The following is a 16995-nucleotide window of genomic DNA, read 5'->3' as shown; positions in this document are numbered from 1 at the left end:
TTAGATCCCCCTGTTGATCGACTTATGCTTCTTCGCCAAACCAACAGATATTGCGGGCAGCCATGATGAGCTCGCCTGCTTTTTCTTCTGTTAATTCTTCAATATCAATTAAATCGTCAATACCTTGCTCGGCCAAGTCTTCTAAAGTCACTACGCCTTTGCTCGCAAGAACATAAGCTAAATGTCTTTCTAATCCTTCCAATGCTAGTAAATCATCACTTGGCTCTGCACCATCTAACGCTTCTTCCGACGCTAATGCTCTTGTAGAGATTGCCGCCTTTGCACGTTCACGTAATGCTTCAACGATTCCTTCGTCGAAACCTTCTACTGCTAATAGTTCAGATTCTGGGACATAAGCAATCTCTTCTAGCGAAGTGAATCCCTCATCAGCCAATACGGCTGCAAAATCTTTATCTACATCTAGATAAGCCACAAACAAATCAATCACTTTTGCACTTTCAGCTTGGTGTTTTTTGTTCATGTCTTCAACTGTCATTACGTTTAGTTCCCAACCAGTGAGTTGAGTCGCTAAACGTACGTTTTGGCCATTACGACCAATAGCCTGTGCCAAACTGTCAGCTTCTACAGCAATATCCATCGAGTGGTTGTCTTCATCCACAATGATAGATGCAACATCAGCTGGCGCCATGGCATTGATCACATATTGTGCAGGATTATCATCCCACAACACGATATCTACGCGCTCGCCACCTAATTCGTTTGATACGGCTTGTACACGTGCGCCACGCATACCAACACATGCACCAATAGGGTCAATGCGACGATCATTTGATTTCACGGCAATTTTAGCGCGAGCACCTGGATCACGAGCGGCACCCATTACTTCAATCAATTCGTCGTAAATTTCTGGCACTTCAACCCGAAACAGTTCAATCAACATTTCAGCTTTACTGCGCGTTAAAAATAACTGAGCGCCACGCGCCTCTGGACGTACTGAGTACAATAATGCACGCACACGGTCACCAGGACGGAAAGATTCACGGCTGATTAAGTCTTCTTTAAATAACACGCCATCAGCATTGTTACCTAAATCAACAACTACGCTTTCACGGGTGCTTTTCTTAACAACACCAGTAACAATCTCACCTTCACGTTCAATAAATTGTTCAACAATTTGTGCACGTTCAGCTTCACGTACTTTCTGTACGATAACTTGTTTAGCGGTTTGCGTGGTGATACGGTCAAATGCAACTGAGTCGATTTGATCTTCAATAAACTCACCCACTTGAATCTCTGGTTCTTCATAACGAGCGGCTTCAAACGTAATTTCGCTGTATGGGTTTTCCAGAGCTTCACCTTGATCGTCAACCACCATCCAACGACGGAAAGTGTCGTAATGGCCTGTTTTACGATCAATAGCTACGCGAACTTCAATATCGCCTTCATATTTTTTCTTTGTTGCGGTAGCCAGTGCAATTTCTAGCGCTTCGAAAATTTTCTCGCGCGGAAGGCCTTTCTCATTGGAAACCGCTTCTGCGACTAGCAGGATCTCTTTATTCATTTGGTCTTGCCTCGTTCTTCACCTGAAACTATCAAAACTTAGCTATAACGTTGCCTTTACGGATATTATCCAAAGCAACAATCAAGTCTTTACCATCAACGGTGATAGTGAGCATTTGCCCATCAACACTACTAATGACGCCTTTTAAATTACGACTACCGGCAACAGGCATAGTCAATTGTACTTTTGTTTCTTCACCTATATAAGCTCTATATTGCTCGGCAGTAAATAACGGTCTATCTACGCCAGGTGAAGATACTTCTAATGTGTATTCTGTAGAAATAGGGTCTTCAACATCCATAACTGCGCTAACTTGACGACTGGCTTCTGCACAATCTTCAATATTGATGCCATTCTCGTGATCAATAAACACACGAAGAATTGAGTGACGACCAGCTTGAATATACTCAATGCCCCATAGTTTAAAGCCTAGAGCTTCAACAGGTACTGTTAACATTTCAACTAGCTTGGATTCTATTGTTGCCAAAAATGACCCCCAAAAAAACAAAAAAAGGGCTAATAGCCCCATTGCAACCCGCATCTAACACGGATATTTAAAAGTTCATATAACAAAAAACCCCGTAATCACGAGGTTATTTTATTATAAAACCTGTAAATTGTGATTTATTTTCTTACGAAACTAAATCACAAGGAGCTGGTTGCGGGGGCCGGATTTGAACCGACGACCTTCGGGTTATGAGCCCGACGAGCTACCAACTGCTCCACCCCGCGTCAACTGATGCAAGTATATTGATTTACACTATATCTTGCAATAACTAATCAAACTCAATCCATGATTTGTTAGTTTAAATCTGGTGCCGAGAGCGGGACTTGAACCCGCACGTCCGTTAAGACACAGCCACCTCAAGGCTGCGCGTCTACCAATTCCACCACCTCGGCGACACCTGGTATACTAGTCAGGAATTTTCGTTTCTGACTGTTCGGTCTGAACAGGCGCATCATCAATGATTTGCTCTGCTGCTGGACCTAAATCTTTCCACTGTTCATTTTGCTCAGTGTGATTAGCGCTTAAATTACCAATCACTAAACTTAATGCAAAAAAGCCAATGGCTAATACTGCAGTACTGCGGGTCAGGAAGTTACCTGAACCACTTGAGCCAAATAGAGTGCCTGAGGCACCGGCTCCGAAAGATGCGCCCATATCGGCACCCTTTCCTTGTTGAATTAAAATTAAGCCTATAAGGCCTAAAGCTACCACCAAGTATACAACTATCAGAACTTCGTACATATAATTACGCGCTCATTGCTATGGTACATAAACTTAAAAACTCACTTGAGTTCAAACTTGCACCGCCAATCAGACCACCATCAACATCAGGCTGGGCAAAGATATCTGCCGCATTGCTTGGGGTGACGCTACCACCGTATAGAATTCTGATATTCTCACCAATAAAGGGAGACACTTCAGAGAGGCGACTGCGAATAAACGCATGTACTTCTTGTGCCTGCTCTGGTGTTGCGCTTTTACCTGTCCCTACAGCCCATAAAGGTTCGTAGGCGATAATTGCGTTATCAAAAGCCATGGTACCGTTTTTTTCAATTACTATATCAAGCTCTTCCGCAATCACCTCAAAGGTACGTCTTGCTTCACGAGCTGGTCCTGATTCACCTACGCATAAAATCGGTGTCAGACCATATTTTTGTGCTGCGGCAAACTTCTCTGCCACGATATTACTCGTCTCTCCGTACATACGGCGACGTTCGGAATGGCCGATAATAACATATCGACATCCAGAATCTTTTAGCATCTGCCCGGATATTTCGCCGGTATATGCACCAAAATCATGTTGACTAAGATTTTGAGCACCCATTCTAACAAGCGCACCGTCTAAGGTTTGCTTATTGGCTTCAAGCAGCTGCCTAACACTTTCAAGATAAATTGAAGGCGGGCATAAAACCACTTCAGCGGAATCATTTTGGAGCTTTGTAGCAAACTTCTTAAATAATTCTTCTGCTAGTGCTGAATTACCATTCATTTTCCAGTTGCCAGCGACCATAGGACGTCTGAGTGCCATTCACTGTCTCCTCTGAAAGCGGCGTGAATAATAGCGAACCACTTATCAAGTTACAAGAGCTAAAAGGGGAATATTTCACATAAAGTGTCGAAGCGTCTACTTTTTAAGCGAGCAACAACATATCTGAATATTCAAATGATTAACATGCTGCCTTTACCGCGTCAGCAATACGATTTGCATGTGCAAGCACTTGCGGATGATCATCACCTTCAACCATCACTCTGATTAACGGTTCGGTACCCGATTTTCTTAATAAAACGCGTCCGCGAGCACCTAATTGCAACTCAACATCAGCTTGCGCAGATTTCACCGCATCGGTATCTAACGGATTAGAGTCCCCTTCAAAGCGGACATTAACCAATACTTGAGGCAACATCTTCATCGGCTCGGTTAATTGTTCAAGAGATGCATTTTGACGACGCATCGCAGCTAACACTAAAATACCTGCAACAATACCATCACCGGTAGTACCATGATCTAGGTTGAGAATATGACCAGAGTTTTCACCACCTATACGCCATTCATTCTCCCTCAGCATCTCCATGACATACCTGTCACCAACTTTAGAGCGAACAAAAGGAATATCAAGTGCTTGCAGCGCTAAGTCTAAGCCTAAATTAGACATTAACGTGCCGACTACTCCGCCTTTTAAAATACCACGCTTTTGAGCATCTACCGCTAAAATATACAGGATTTGATCACCATCGACTACTTCACCATGGCGATTAACCATCATAATACGATCGCCGTCACCATCGAGTGCAATCCCTAAATCAGCTTTTTCAGCCAATACAGTCTCACAAATCTTAGCCATTGATGTTGCGCCGACTTTATCATTGATATTGAGTCCATCGGGTTTATCTCCAATCGCAATCACGTCAGCACCCAATTCACGGAACACATTAGGAGCTATATGATAAGTTGCGCCATGAGCACAATCGACAACAATTTTTAAACCTTCGAGAGTTTGGTCGGCAGGAAAATTCCCTTTGCAATATTCGATGTAACGTCCTGCAGCATCTTCAATTCGACGAGCCTTGCCTAATAAGTGCGACTCAACACACACTAACGGCTTTTCAAGTTCAGCCTCAATTTCTAATTCAATAGCATCATCAAGCTTACTGCCATCGGTAGAGAAGAATTTGATACCGTTGTCATAGTAAGGATTATGCGAAGCACTAATTACGACACCAGCTTCTGCACGAAATGTACGAGTTAAATAAGCAACAGCAGGGGTCGGCATTGGGCCAAGTAATAAAACGTTTAATCCAGCAGCTGATAATCCCGCTTCTAATGCCGATTCAAATAGGTAACCTGAAATACGGGTATCCTTACCAATAATCACTTTTTGAGTGCCATTTCGAGACAATACTCGTCCTGCCGCCCAACCGAGCTTCAATGCTAGTTCAGGGGTCATTTTACCCGCCCCTACTCTGCCGCGAATACCATCGGTTCCAAAAAATTTTCTTTGTTTCACAGGTCCCTTCTTAAGTGATTTCACTGTACTTATAACGTTATGGTGCCGCTGTCACTACAAGTAGGCCATTGTTTCTGACATCACTTTGAGTACATCGACAGTTTCGGGTACATCATGGACTCGAATAATATGTGCACCTTGCTGAGCAGCAATCAATGCCCCAGCGAGACTACCCGCAAGACGCTGATCTGTTTCGCGTGCTAACAGGTCACCAATCATGCTTTTACGTGATAAACCGACCAATAAAGGTAAGTGAAATTCATGTAATTTGGGTAACGCCGCTAATAGGCGGTAATTATGCGCTAAAGTTTTGCCAAAGCCAAAACCTGGATCAAGAATTAAGCGTTCGCGCTCAATTCCGGCGGCTTCGCAGTATGCAATACGCAATTCAAAGAAAGCAGCCACCTCATCAATCACATCTTGATACTCAGGTTCATCTTGCATAGTTTTGGGCTCGCCTTGCATGTGCATCAAGCAAATCGGCACATCTAACGTCGCAGCCATCGCTAAGGCTCCTGGCATTTGTAAGGCACGCACATCATTAATCAAATTAGCTCCAGCATTGACAGCTTGTTCCATCACTTCAGGTTTGCTGGTATCGATTGAAATCCATACGTCGTGTGTTTTAGCGGTATATTCGATAATAGGAATAACCCGAGCAAGCTCCTGCTCAACAGAGACCTCTGCAGCCCCTGGGCGAGTTGACTCACCACCGACATCAATAATTAATGCACCTTGTTCGACCATATAATCAACATGTCGGCAAGCTTGTTCGAAATCGATGTATTCGCCACCATCAGAAAAAGAATCAGGTGTCACGTTTACAATTCCCATCACAACAGGGGCTGATAAGTCGAGCGTTTTATTGGCATGAGTTAATTGAAACAATGGTATTTTCCTACAGTAGATTAAAAACAAGAAAACCCCTTTCGGGGTCTTCTTTATTCACTAAATTATTTATTTAGCTGGTGATTCATCCGCATCATTAGTATCGGCTTTATTATCGACTTTAGTGTCGGTTTTAGCTTCATCTACTGGCGTTTCAACTTCAGATTTAGGCGTGCTATTGCCATTATCTTTATCGTCAGATGATTCATCTTTTTGCCATTCAGCAGGCATACGCACTTCACGGCGGTGCATTAAATCATCAATTTGTAACGAATCAATCGTTTCATACTTCATCAGTGCGTCTTTCATCGCATGTAAAATATCCATATTTTCTGTCAGCATGTTTTGTGCACGTTGATAGTTTTTATCGATAAACATTTTGATTTCTGAATCAATTAATGACGCAGTATCACCTGACATAGCCTTTGATTTACCCATACTGCGACCTAAGAAAACTTCGTTTTCTTCTTCGGCATAGAGTAAAGGACCCAATTTGTCAGAGAAGCCCCATTGCGTAACCATGTTACGTGCAATCGATGTCGCGTATTTAATGTCTTGTGAAGCCCCTGTAGAGACTCGTTCACTTCCGTAAATAAGCTCTTCGGCTAAACGTCCACCGTAAGCAACTGAAATCTGTGATTCCAATTTGCGACGGCTTTGACTCACGGCATCAGCTTCTGGTAAGAAGAACGTCACACCTAAAGCACGACCGCGCGGAATAATTGTCACTTTATGTACAGGGTCATGCTCTGGCACTAAGCAACCAACAATAGCATGTCCGGCTTCATGATAAGCCGTCATCTCTTTGTCTTCTTCAGACATCACCATAGAACGGCGCTCAGCACCCATCATGATTTTGTCTTTAGCACGTTCAAACTCTTCCATACCGACTACACGACGATTACCACGAGCAGCAAACAACGCTGCTTCGTTAACAAGGTTTGCTAAGTCTGCACCAGAAAATCCTGGGGTACCACGAGCAATAACACTTGCTTTAACATCGTCTGATAAAGGCACTTTACGCATGTGTACTTTAAGGATTTGTTCACGACCACGCACATCTGGTAAACCGACAACGACTTGGCGGTCAAATCGACCTGGGCGAAGTAGTGCAGAATCGAGTACGTCTGGACGGTTAGTTGCCGCAATGACAATAACGCCTTCATTACCTTCGAAACCATCCATCTCAACCAATAACTGGTTTAATGTTTGCTCACGTTCATCGTGACCACCACCGACACCTGCGCCACGTTGGCGACCTACAGCATCAATTTCATCGATAAAGATGATACAAGGTGAAGATTTTTTAGCTTGTTCAAACATGTCACGCACACGAGATGCACCAACACCGACAAACATTTCCACAAAATCAGAACCTGAAATGGTAAAGAATGGCACCTTAGATTCACCAGCAATAGCCTTCGCTAGTAAGGTTTTACCTGTACCTGGCTGTCCAACCATTAATACGCCAGTAGGAATACGGCCGCCTAATTTTTGGAATTTAGTAGGGTCACGCAAATAATCAACCAGTTCTTTTACTTCTTCTTTTGCTTCATCACAACCAGCGACATCTGCAAAAGTGGTCTTAATTTGATCTTCGCTCATCAATTTGGCTTTACTCTTACCAAATGACATTGCGCCCTTACCGCCACCACCTTGCATTTGACGCATGAAGAATATCCATACTCCAATCAGCAGTAACATTGGGAACCATGAAATAAAGATTTGAGTTAAGAAACCAGATTCTTCAGCTTCTTGGCCTTTATAGTCAATACCTTTAGTTTGAAGATCATTGATTAAGTCTTGATCATACATAGGCATGATGGTGGTGAACTTCTCGCCGGTACGTTTAGTTCCTTCAATAGTTCGTTGGTCGCTTTTTATTTCGACCTTGTTAACTTGACCATTTCGAACATTGTCCAAAAAGGCGGAATAATCCATCTTCTGCGAATTCGAAGAAGAGGGGGAATAACCCTGGAACACTGACATCAGCACAACAGCGATGACAACCCAGAGTATTAAATTTTTAGCCATGTCACTCAAATTACTCGACCTCTTAAACAGTCCTGCGATTATTAACTTTAGACTACTACAACTTGTAACCAGTCGCCACTAGATAGACTTCTCGAGAGCGCGCTCTAGAGGAGTCTGGTTTACGGGTTTTTACTACTTTGAATGCCTGTTTGACTGTTTTTATGTAGTCGTCAAAGCCCTCCCCCTGAAAGACTTTAACAGCAAAACAGCCGTTAGGCGTCAACACTTGGTGACACATATCTAGCGCTAATTCAACTAAATACATAGCCCTTGGCTGATCAACAGCACCCGAACCACTCATGTTCGGAGCCATATCTGATAGTACCACATCCACTTTATCTTGACCTACTCGCTCAAGCAATGCCTGCAGCACTTTATCCTCTCTAAAATCACCTTGAAGAAAATCAACGCCAACAATTGGATCCATCGGTAAAATGTCACAAGCAATCACTTTACCTTTGTCGCCAGTAAGTTTAGCAGCCACTTGTGACCAACCACCCGGAGCTGCCCCCAAGTCAACTACTGTCATCCCCTGTTTTATTAAGTGATCTTTTTCTTGGATCTCTTCTAACTTGAATGCTGCTCGTGAACGTAAGCCACGTTTCTGGGCTAATTTCACATAGTGATCATCAAAGTGTTCTTGCATCCAGCGAGTTGAGCTCGCCGTACGTTTTTTTGTTGTCATTTAAATTCCGCAACGATTCAGAGTTACATAAGCTCTATATAAGGGTAGAATACCCGTTTTTCAACAGTAACTCAGCAAAAGTTGGTACAAATGAACTTAACAACCAAACAAAAACAGCATTTAAAAGGACTGGCGCACAGTCTAAAACCAGTGGTGCTGCTTGGTGGCAATGGACTAACTGAAGGTGTTCTGGCTGAAATTGATAGCGCTCTTACACATCATGAATTGATTAAAGTGAAAGTAGCCTCTGCAGACAGAGAGCTAAAAAATGCCATCGTTGACGCCATTGTACGTGAAACCCAGTCTACGAAAGTGCAACTTATCGGTCATGTGTTAGTTATTTTCCGTCATTCGGCTGAAATGAAAATTGCTTTGCCTAAAGCCAAATAATTTCGCACCCTTTTATAAAAAGCCGCTGATTTCAGCGGCTTTTTTATTAGAGATGAATTATTGTTAATCAGGGATAATCAGGTATTGGGATAACTTGATAATGCTCAGCCTTTAAGCCTAGAAACTCTGGCAAGGTAGCTCCAATTGAAACCGATGACCAAGTACCGGTTAAAATACCAATAAACATCGCAATAGAAAAACCTTCAAGCGGTGCCCCACCCAAAATCCATAAAGCCACAACTGTTATTAACGTAGTGCCTGATGTGACCATGGTTCTGGAAAAGGTTGATTTAATCGCTAAGTTGTTAATATCAGTTATATTCCACTGTGGTTTAGCCACTAACTGCTCCCGGATCCTGTCAGCAATAATAATTGAGTCATTGAGCGAATACCCTAAAATTGCCATTATCGCGGCTAATACAGTTAAATTAAATTCCATTTGGCTTAACGCGAAAAAAGCTAACACAAACACTACATCATGTACCAAAGCAAACAGAGCGCCTGAAGCTAAACGCCATTCAAAGCGAAAGCTTAGATACCCCATAATGCATAGCATAGCGACGAGTAAGGCTAAACCACCTTGCTCAACCAACTCTTGCCCCACTTGTGGCCCAACGATACTGCTGTTTAACACGTTGATATCCGTATTTAATGGCGCTAATACTTCAGCCAGTTCTGGGCGTTGATTCTCATCTGGTATATTGGCATATCGTAATACCCAACGGCCTGGTTCACTGGCTGAAATAACACTAACATCTTGTTTGTAAGCGGCGGTCATCAATGGCTGTATCTCACTGGCAGTGATGCGATGGTCCACTTGAATTTCAGTAACCACACCGCCTGTAAAATCTAAGCCCCAATTAAACCCTTTTACTCCTATAACGGTTAATGATAACAGCATTAATACAATCGAGATTAGACTCGATGCGTAACGCCACTTAGTTAAGTATTGCAGCTTGTCTGTTGAATAATTTGTTTGAGTTGAGTTCATAGAGTTACACCTTAATGGCGCGACGAGTGTCACGGCCATAAACTAAGTTGATTAATGCACGCGAAGCAAAAATACCAGTAAACATACTGGTTAATAATCCTAAACCTAAGGTCAACGCGAAGCCTTGAATAGGACCATTACCAATTGAAAATAACACCACGGCAGTAATCATAGTGGTGAAGTTAGCATCAAAAATAGTTGAAAATGCACTATCAAATCCCACATCAATCGCACTGGCAAAGCTACGACCTTCTGCAAGCTTTTCTTTTATCCGTTCAAATATAAGTACGTTAGTATCGACTGCCATACCGACAGTAAGCACTAACCCCGCAATACCAGGCAAGGTCAATACAGCACCAGGAATGAGTGCTAACAATCCAAATAACATGACCAAGTTGGCGATTAATGCCACATTAGCGACCCAGCCTAAACGGCGATACCAACAAGCCATAAACAGTAATGTTGCCGACAAACCTAAAGCGAGCGCAGCAAAACCATTAACAATATTCTCGGCCCCTAAACTAGGTCCAATAGTGCGTTCTTCAACAATAGTCACTGGTGCAGTCATAGAGCCAGCTCTTAATAACAAAGCTAATTGCTGCGCTTCTTGATGGCTGCCAGCTCCAGTGATTTCAAAGCGGTTACCGAGTTGACTCTGAATGGTTGCAACGCTAATAATTTTAGTGGTTTGCTTGGCTTTACCTTGCTGATCTCTGCTGTATTCGCTATAAGCAGTCGCCATAGGTTTACCGATATTATCGCGTGAAAAATCTGACATTAACTTGCCACCTGCCGCATCAAGACTGATATTGACTTTCGCCATACCAAAATCGCCAGTAGTGGCTCGAGCATCAATAATGTGATCGCCACCAAGTACTGGTTTTTTTGACACATAAACAGGCTTATTCTGCTCATCATTCATCACAACAGCATAAAGAGAGTCAGCTTGCACCACTGGATAAAATGCCAAACTAGCGGTTGCACCGATAACATTTTTAGCGGTGGCAGGATCTTGCACTCCTGGTAACTCAATCCTAATCCGGTTCTCTCCTTGACGCTGAACTAGCGCTTCGGTAATACCAAGTTCTTCAATACGGCTGCGCATAATTTGCAAGTTTTGCTGTACAGTTAAGTTGGTTAATTTGAGCTGTTCACTTTGGGAAAGATTGATACTCAATGTTTGTTGATGGCCTGTGACTTGCCATTGAGGGTACTGCTGACCAATAAATTGTCTTATTTGACCACGAGCATCATCACTGGCGCTGTTAACCGTCAGTTCCGCTCCAGTGCCAAAACGCACCATTACACCGCTGATATGCTGCTCTCTGACAAATTGCTTAACAGCATCACTCACTAATACGGCTTGGTTTTGAAACACTAAATCAAGATCCACATCCAGTAGAAACTGCACTCCACCGCGTAAATCTAAACCAAGTTTAATCGGTTTAACGCCTAAATTTAATAACCAATCTGGGGCCGCTGGAGCTAACGCTAAGGTCACTTGAGCCTGATGTTCAAACTGTTGTGCTAAGGTCTTTTTAGCTTGGGTTTGCATATCGGGATCATCTAACACCACAAGTAAATTATCTTGTTGCTGCTCGATACGCTTACTGTTTATGCCCGCTTGTTGTAACACATGGTGGATTTGTTCCACTGTTAATGATTGGGTCGGTTTAACGGCAAGTTGTACGGCAGGATCTTCACCATACCAAGATGGCAATGCACTCATAAATAAGATGATTAGTGTGCAAATTAATAGCCAGTATTTCCACTGAGCATATTGATTTAACGGTTTGGTATTCGATTTTGATTTCATAACACTTGATCTCACTACATCGGGGTAAAACCTCGATAAAAATGTATGTGAGTGATGATAGGTATTGACCCAATTCATCTACCCACAGCAAAACTCATTAGCAAGGCTAATGACATTTTTAATCAATATAATGTAGTTAACAGGTGTGAGCGTGAACGAAAAGTAAATTAGACTCTTTCCAAGCGGAAAGTCTTGAAGGGGCTGAAGCTGTTGATAATACCCAGTCCAATTGCGGACTAAAGTTAATTTGATAACCTATGGTTAAACTCGGTACTGGCGGAGAAACAAATTCATAAGCTAACAAATAATTAGGTTTTAATTCATCTGATTGATATTGAACAATACTGAGGTAACGCGCTGAATAAGTAGGAACAAAATGGATATCGTTTGAACTAGAGTGTTCAGAAACAGAACGTTGGGAGACAGGGTTTGTTGATGAAGGTTCGCCAACGTAGCCCAACAATGTGCTATTAACATCAATAAGCGTATCGGTTAACGCAGTTAGTTGATTTGAATCTACTCGACTGTTAACTAGTGTGTCTATTGAGCTGTCTACTGATTTTACTGACGCCAAGGTGATATCAAGAGGGGCTGAACTTATTGGTTGTTCACAAATCCGATCATCTGTCAGCAGATCCACATTATATGAACAAGAAGTAGACGTAGCAAAAGGCATCGATGCTAAAACTAACATACGGCTATTGAGGAGGAAGATTGAACACAACCCCACAATTACCAGCATTAGTAGTATACGAGCCCATGGAAACGTCATAATGACCTTAATTAATCAAGCAACACAATGTTTAAAATTCAACTTAACATGTCAAAAAATAGCCTACTAAAATAATCAAAATACTATCTAATAATAGTCATCTAACAAACTAGTTTTAAAGCGATTTCTTAACGGATGCATTAAATAATATTGTTACTCATACGGTAAAATGTAACAACAATGTAAACTACGTCGATAGTATCTATTGCACCTTTAATCTGCAAATGAATTTTTTTACATCTTTTATCATAGATAGCACATGAACTAGGTCTGTAATGGATATAAAAAAGCACTAAACAGTATTCTATTTAGTGCTATGTCAGGCTAGTGAGCATTTATATCGGTTTTTGGTGAGCATAAAAGTATGATTAATGCCTAAGCAGTTAGTTTAATATAATAACTAAAACAGACTGTTAAAAAATTATCACACTTCTTTCTAAACAAACCTAAAGGTATTGGACTTTTACGATTTCATAATCAGTCAATCCACCAGGAGTGGTGATCGATACTTCATCGCCTTCACTTTTGCCAATTAATCCACGTGCAATCGGTGAATTAACAGAAATTAAATTTTGCTTAATGTCAGCTTCGTCATCACCGACTATGCGATACGTCACTTCAGCATCAGTATCTATGTTCAAAATAGTCACTGTTGTGCCGAAAATGACTCGGCCAGTATTTTCTAACTTTGTAACGTCAATAATTTGAGCGTTAGACAACTTGCCTTCGATGTCACGAATACGCGCTTCACAAATACCTTGATCTTCACGGGCTGCATGATATTCAGCATTTTCTTTTAGATCGCCTAATTCGCGTGCTGAAGCAATTGCTTCAGTAATTTTTGGACGACGATCGAACTTTAACAATTCAAGTTCTTTACGTAATTGATCAGCGCCAACTACAGTCATTGGGACCTTACTCATAATGTCTTTGTCTCCTTTAAAAACAAAAGCATCCCGTGCTGACGATAAGTCAACACAGTAAAAATTCAGTTGGAAGTACGCAATCGACTTAGCGTGCGTATCTAGGATGCATCTTTTCGATGATGGCAGACAGCTTACCTAAGCTTTTACAGACTTGCTAGTCATCCATCATCAAAATGTCATAAAAAAGGTCGCCAAAAGGCGACCTTAATCATTAATGCACCAAAAAATTAGCTTTTGATGCGTTTGTGTAACTCTTGTAAAGACGTCACCTTAATACGATCATCTGCAGAATGCGCTAAACACGTCGCAAAAGCAGCATTTAATGTCGTAGTGTAATTCACTTTATATCGCAAAGCTCCACGACGGATCTGACGTGAGTCTTCAATTGCTTGACGACCTTCAGTTGTGTTAACAATGTAGGTATATTCACCATTTTTAATACGATCAAGAATGTGTGGACGACCTTCATGCACTTTGTTAACTAAGCGAGGGTTAATCCCTGCTTCACCTAAAATAATCGCGGTACCATGAGTGGCATCAATTTCATAACCTAGCTCAATCAGCTTAGAGGCTAAATCAGCAACGCGTTTTTTATCACTGTTACGTACAGATAATAACGCACGACCCGACTTAGGCACTTCAGATGTTGCACCAAGCTGTGCTTTTGCATAAGCTTCAGCAAAAGTATCACCCACGCCCATGACTTCACCGGTTGAGCGCATTTCTGGGCCTAATAACGGGTCAACACCTGGGAACTTATTAAACGGTAAGACTACTTCTTTTACTGAAAAATAAGGTGGAATCACTTCTTTAGTAAAGTTTTGCGAAATTAAGCTTTGGCCAGCCATCACTCGTGCTGCAATTTTAGCTAGCGGAACGCCAGTCGCTTTAGACACAAATGGTACTGTACGTGCGGCACGCGGGTTAACTTCAATCATATAGATTTCGTTATCTTTTACCGCAAACTGCACGTTCATTAAGCCAATTACGCCTAATTCAAAAGCCAGTTTAGACACTTGGTCACGCATTCTAGCCTGAATATCAGCACTCAAGGTGTAAGGTGGCAATGAACAGCCTGAGTCACCAGAGTGAACACCTGCTTGTTCGATGTGTTCCATAATGGCGCCAACCACCACAGTTTCACCGTCACACACAGCATCGATATCCACTTCAATCGCATCATCTAAGAAGTGATCAAGTAATACTGGTGAAGCATTAGAGACTTTAACCGCTTCATTGAAGTAGCGTAGTAAATCTTGTTTGTCGTATACGATTTCCATCGCACGACCGCCTAATACATAAGATGGGCGTACAACCAACGGATAACCTATTTTTTCAGCTTCAATCACAGCACTTTCAACAGTTGTCACTGTCGCATTTTCTGGCTGCTTCATGTTCAAACGTTGAATCGCTTGCTGGAAACGTTCGCGGTCTTCTGCACGGTCAATCGCATCCGGGCTGGTACCAATAATCGGTACGCCTGCGGCTTCTAATTCTCGCGCGAGTTTAAGCGGAGTTTGACCACCGTATTGAACGATTACGCCTTTTGGTTTTTCGATACGCACGATTTCGAGTACGTCTTCTAGCGTCACAGGTTCGAAGTATAAGCGGTCAGATGTATCGTAGTCGGTTGATACCGTTTCAGGGTTACAGTTAACCATGATGGTTTCATAACCGTCTTCACGTAATGCTAATGCAGCATGAACACAGCAATAATCGAACTCAATACCTTGACCAATGCGGTTAGGGCCTCCACCCAGAATCATGATTTTGTCACGGTTCGATGGGTTAGCTTCACACTCTTCTTCATACGTTGAGTACATGTAAGCTGTATCAGTTGAGAATTCAGCAGCACAAGTATCGACACGCTTATAAACCGGGTGAATTTCATGGCGTTGACGTAATTTACGTATTTCGCTTTCATTAACCCCTAACACATCAGCTAAACGTGCATCAGAGAAACCTTTACGCTTTAATTGGCGTAAGTAGTTTTTCTCTAGGCCTGACATACCAAGTTCAGCAACTTTTGCTTCTTGTGTAATCAAATCTTCGATTTGAACCAAGAACCAATGGTCAATATTGGTTAATGTGAAGATATCATCACGGCTTAAACCAGCGCGGAATGCATCTGCAATGTACCAAATACGGTCACAACCAGGCTCTTTTAGTTCATGGCGAATACGTTGAATGGCTTCAGGAGATTGTAAATCGACAACTGAGTCAAAACCGTTACGTCCCACTTCAAGGCCGCGTAACGCTTTTTGCAATGACTCTTGGAAAGTACGCCCAATGGCCATAACTTCACCGACAGACTTCATTTGAGTCGTTAGGCGGTCATTTGCACCAGCAAACTTTTCAAAGTTAAAACGTGGGATTTTAGTCACAACGTAATCGATTGCAGGCTCGAACGATGCTGGTGTTTTACCGCCAGTAATGTCGTTACTTAGCTCATCTAAGGTATAACCTACAGCCAATTTAGCCGCAATTTTAGCAATCGGGAAACCGGTCGCTTTAGACGCTAAAGCAGATGAACGCGATACTCGTGGATTCATCTCAATAATAACCATACGGCCAGTATCAGGACAAATACCAAACTGTACGTTTGAACCACCTGTTTCAACACCTATTTCACGTAATACAGCTAAAGAAGCGTTACGCATTAATTGGTATTCTTTGTCAGTTAGCGTTTGCGCTGGCGCAACGGTAATTGAGTCACCGGTGTGAACACCCATTGGGTCAAAGTTTTCGATAGCACATACGATAATACAGTTATCGTTGCGGTCACGAACCACTTCCATTTCATATTCTTTCCAACCAATTAATGATTCATCAATCAATAATTCGTTAGTTGGCGACAAGTCTAAGCCTTGAGAACAAATCTCTTCAAACTCTTCTTTGTTGTAGGCAATACCACCGCCGCTGCCACCCATAGTGAAAGACGGACGAATGATACAGGGGAAGCCCACCATATCTAATACGCCATAAGCTTCATCCATGTTATGAGCAATACCCGCACGCGGGCAGTCTAAACCAATGGATTTCATCGCTTTGTCGAAACGACTACGGTCTTCAGCTTTATCAATCGCATCCGCTGTCGCACCAATCATTTCAACATTAAACTCTTTTAGTACGCCTTGTGCTTCAAGCTGAAGCGCGCAGTTCAGTGCAGTTTGCCCACCCATCGTCGGTAGAATTGCATCTGGACGCTCTTTGGCAATGATGTTGCGTACCACTTCCCAATGAATAGGCTCGATATAAGTTGCATCGGCCATTTCAGGGTCGGTCATAATTGTTGCTGGATTAGAGTTAACCAGAATAACGCGATAGCCTTCTTCACGAAGTGCTTTACAAGCTTGCGCACCTGAATAATCAAACTCACACGCCTGACCAATAACAATTGGACCGGCACCTAGGATAAGAATACTTTTTATATCTGTACGTTTTGGCATTGCTTCTGT

General features: G+C 42.3%; 14 protein-coding genes and 2 tRNA genes. 1 reads left to right on the top strand and 15 read right to left on the bottom strand.

Annotation, left to right across the window (positions count from 1 at the left end; all coding sequences use genetic code 11):
• Positions 1-22: 22 nt before the first annotated feature.
• The 10 genes from nusA to rlmE all read right to left on the bottom strand — a co-directional run bounded on the left by nusA (position 23) and on the right by rlmE (position 8642).
• Entirely contained in the window at positions 23-1522 is a 1500-nt protein-coding gene (nusA, locus tag SFRI_RS05095) for a transcription termination factor NusA (protein ID WP_011636463.1), read from the bottom strand.
• 31 nt (positions 1523-1553) lie between these two features.
• On the bottom strand, positions 1554-2009 hold the full coding sequence (gene rimP, locus SFRI_RS05090; protein WP_041413431.1) for a ribosome maturation factor RimP: 456 nt from the start codon (positions 2007-2009) through the stop codon (positions 1554-1556).
• Between the two features lie 169 nt (positions 2010-2178).
• Positions 2179-2254: transfer RNA gene (locus SFRI_RS05085), tRNA-Met, on the bottom strand.
• Between the two features lie 81 nt (positions 2255-2335).
• Positions 2336-2422, bottom strand: a tRNA-Leu gene (locus SFRI_RS05080).
• Between the two features lie 13 nt (positions 2423-2435).
• Positions 2436-2771 (bottom strand): preprotein translocase subunit SecG, encoded by a 336-nt coding sequence (secG, locus tag SFRI_RS05075; protein WP_011636461.1) that lies wholly within the window; start codon positions 2769-2771, stop codon positions 2436-2438.
• Between the two features lie 4 nt (positions 2772-2775).
• Positions 2776-3558, bottom strand: coding sequence for a triose-phosphate isomerase (gene tpiA, locus SFRI_RS05070; RefSeq protein ID WP_011636460.1), 783 nt, complete (start codon positions 3556-3558; stop codon positions 2776-2778).
• Between the two features lie 139 nt (positions 3559-3697).
• On the bottom strand, positions 3698-5035 hold the full coding sequence (gene glmM, locus SFRI_RS05065) for a phosphoglucosamine mutase (protein WP_011636459.1): 1338 nt from the start codon (positions 5033-5035) through the stop codon (positions 3698-3700).
• Between the two features lie 54 nt (positions 5036-5089).
• Entirely contained in the window at positions 5090-5869 is a 780-nt protein-coding gene (folP, locus tag SFRI_RS05060) for a dihydropteroate synthase (protein ID WP_404948487.1), read from the bottom strand.
• Positions 5870-5992: 123 nt separating this feature from the next.
• On the bottom strand, positions 5993-7966 hold the full coding sequence (gene ftsH / locus SFRI_RS05055; RefSeq protein ID WP_011636457.1) for an ATP-dependent zinc metalloprotease FtsH: 1974 nt from the start codon (positions 7964-7966) through the stop codon (positions 5993-5995).
• A gap of 46 nt (positions 7967-8012) precedes the next feature.
• Entirely contained in the window at positions 8013-8642 is a 630-nt protein-coding gene (gene rlmE / locus SFRI_RS05050; protein WP_011636456.1) for a 23S rRNA (uridine(2552)-2'-O)-methyltransferase RlmE, read from the bottom strand.
• A gap of 90 nt (positions 8643-8732) precedes the next feature.
• Between rlmE and yhbY the strand changes: the two genes are divergently transcribed.
• Complete coding sequence (gene yhbY, locus SFRI_RS05045; RefSeq protein ID WP_011636455.1) at positions 8733-9032, top strand: ribosome assembly RNA-binding protein YhbY; 300 nt, start codon at positions 8733-8735, stop codon at positions 9030-9032.
• A gap of 67 nt (positions 9033-9099) precedes the next feature.
• Here the strand turns inward: yhbY and secF are convergent, their stop codons facing one another.
• The 5 genes from secF to carB form a co-directional block, all read right to left on the bottom strand.
• Positions 9100-10023 carry a protein translocase subunit SecF gene (gene secF / locus SFRI_RS05040; RefSeq protein ID WP_011636454.1) on the bottom strand — a complete coding sequence of 308 codons (924 nt, stop codon included), beginning with the start codon at positions 10021-10023 and terminating at the stop codon, positions 9100-9102.
• A gap of 4 nt (positions 10024-10027) precedes the next feature.
• Complete coding sequence (gene secD, locus SFRI_RS05035) at positions 10028-11839, bottom strand: protein translocase subunit SecD (protein WP_011636453.1); 1812 nt, start codon at positions 11837-11839, stop codon at positions 10028-10030.
• Positions 11840-11975: 136 nt separating this feature from the next.
• Complete coding sequence (locus SFRI_RS20970; RefSeq protein ID WP_011636452.1) at positions 11976-12611, bottom strand: hypothetical protein; 636 nt, start codon at positions 12609-12611, stop codon at positions 11976-11978.
• Positions 12612-13057: 446 nt separating this feature from the next.
• Positions 13058-13534 carry a transcription elongation factor GreA gene (gene greA / locus SFRI_RS05025; RefSeq protein ID WP_011636451.1) on the bottom strand — a complete coding sequence of 159 codons (477 nt, stop codon included), beginning with the start codon at positions 13532-13534 and terminating at the stop codon, positions 13058-13060.
• Positions 13535-13764: 230 nt separating this feature from the next.
• Positions 13765-16986: a carbamoyl-phosphate synthase large subunit gene (gene carB, locus SFRI_RS05020; protein WP_011636450.1), complete on the bottom strand. Its 3222-nt coding sequence runs from the start codon at positions 16984-16986 to the stop codon at positions 13765-13767.
• Positions 16987-16995: the final 9 nt, after the last annotated feature.

Origin of the sequence: Shewanella frigidimarina NCIMB 400 (assembly GCF_000014705.1) — a bacterium.
GTDB classification, from domain to species: Bacteria; Pseudomonadota; Gammaproteobacteria; order Enterobacterales; family Shewanellaceae; genus Shewanella; species Shewanella frigidimarina.
This window is presented reverse-complemented; position numbering and strand designations above follow the sequence as displayed.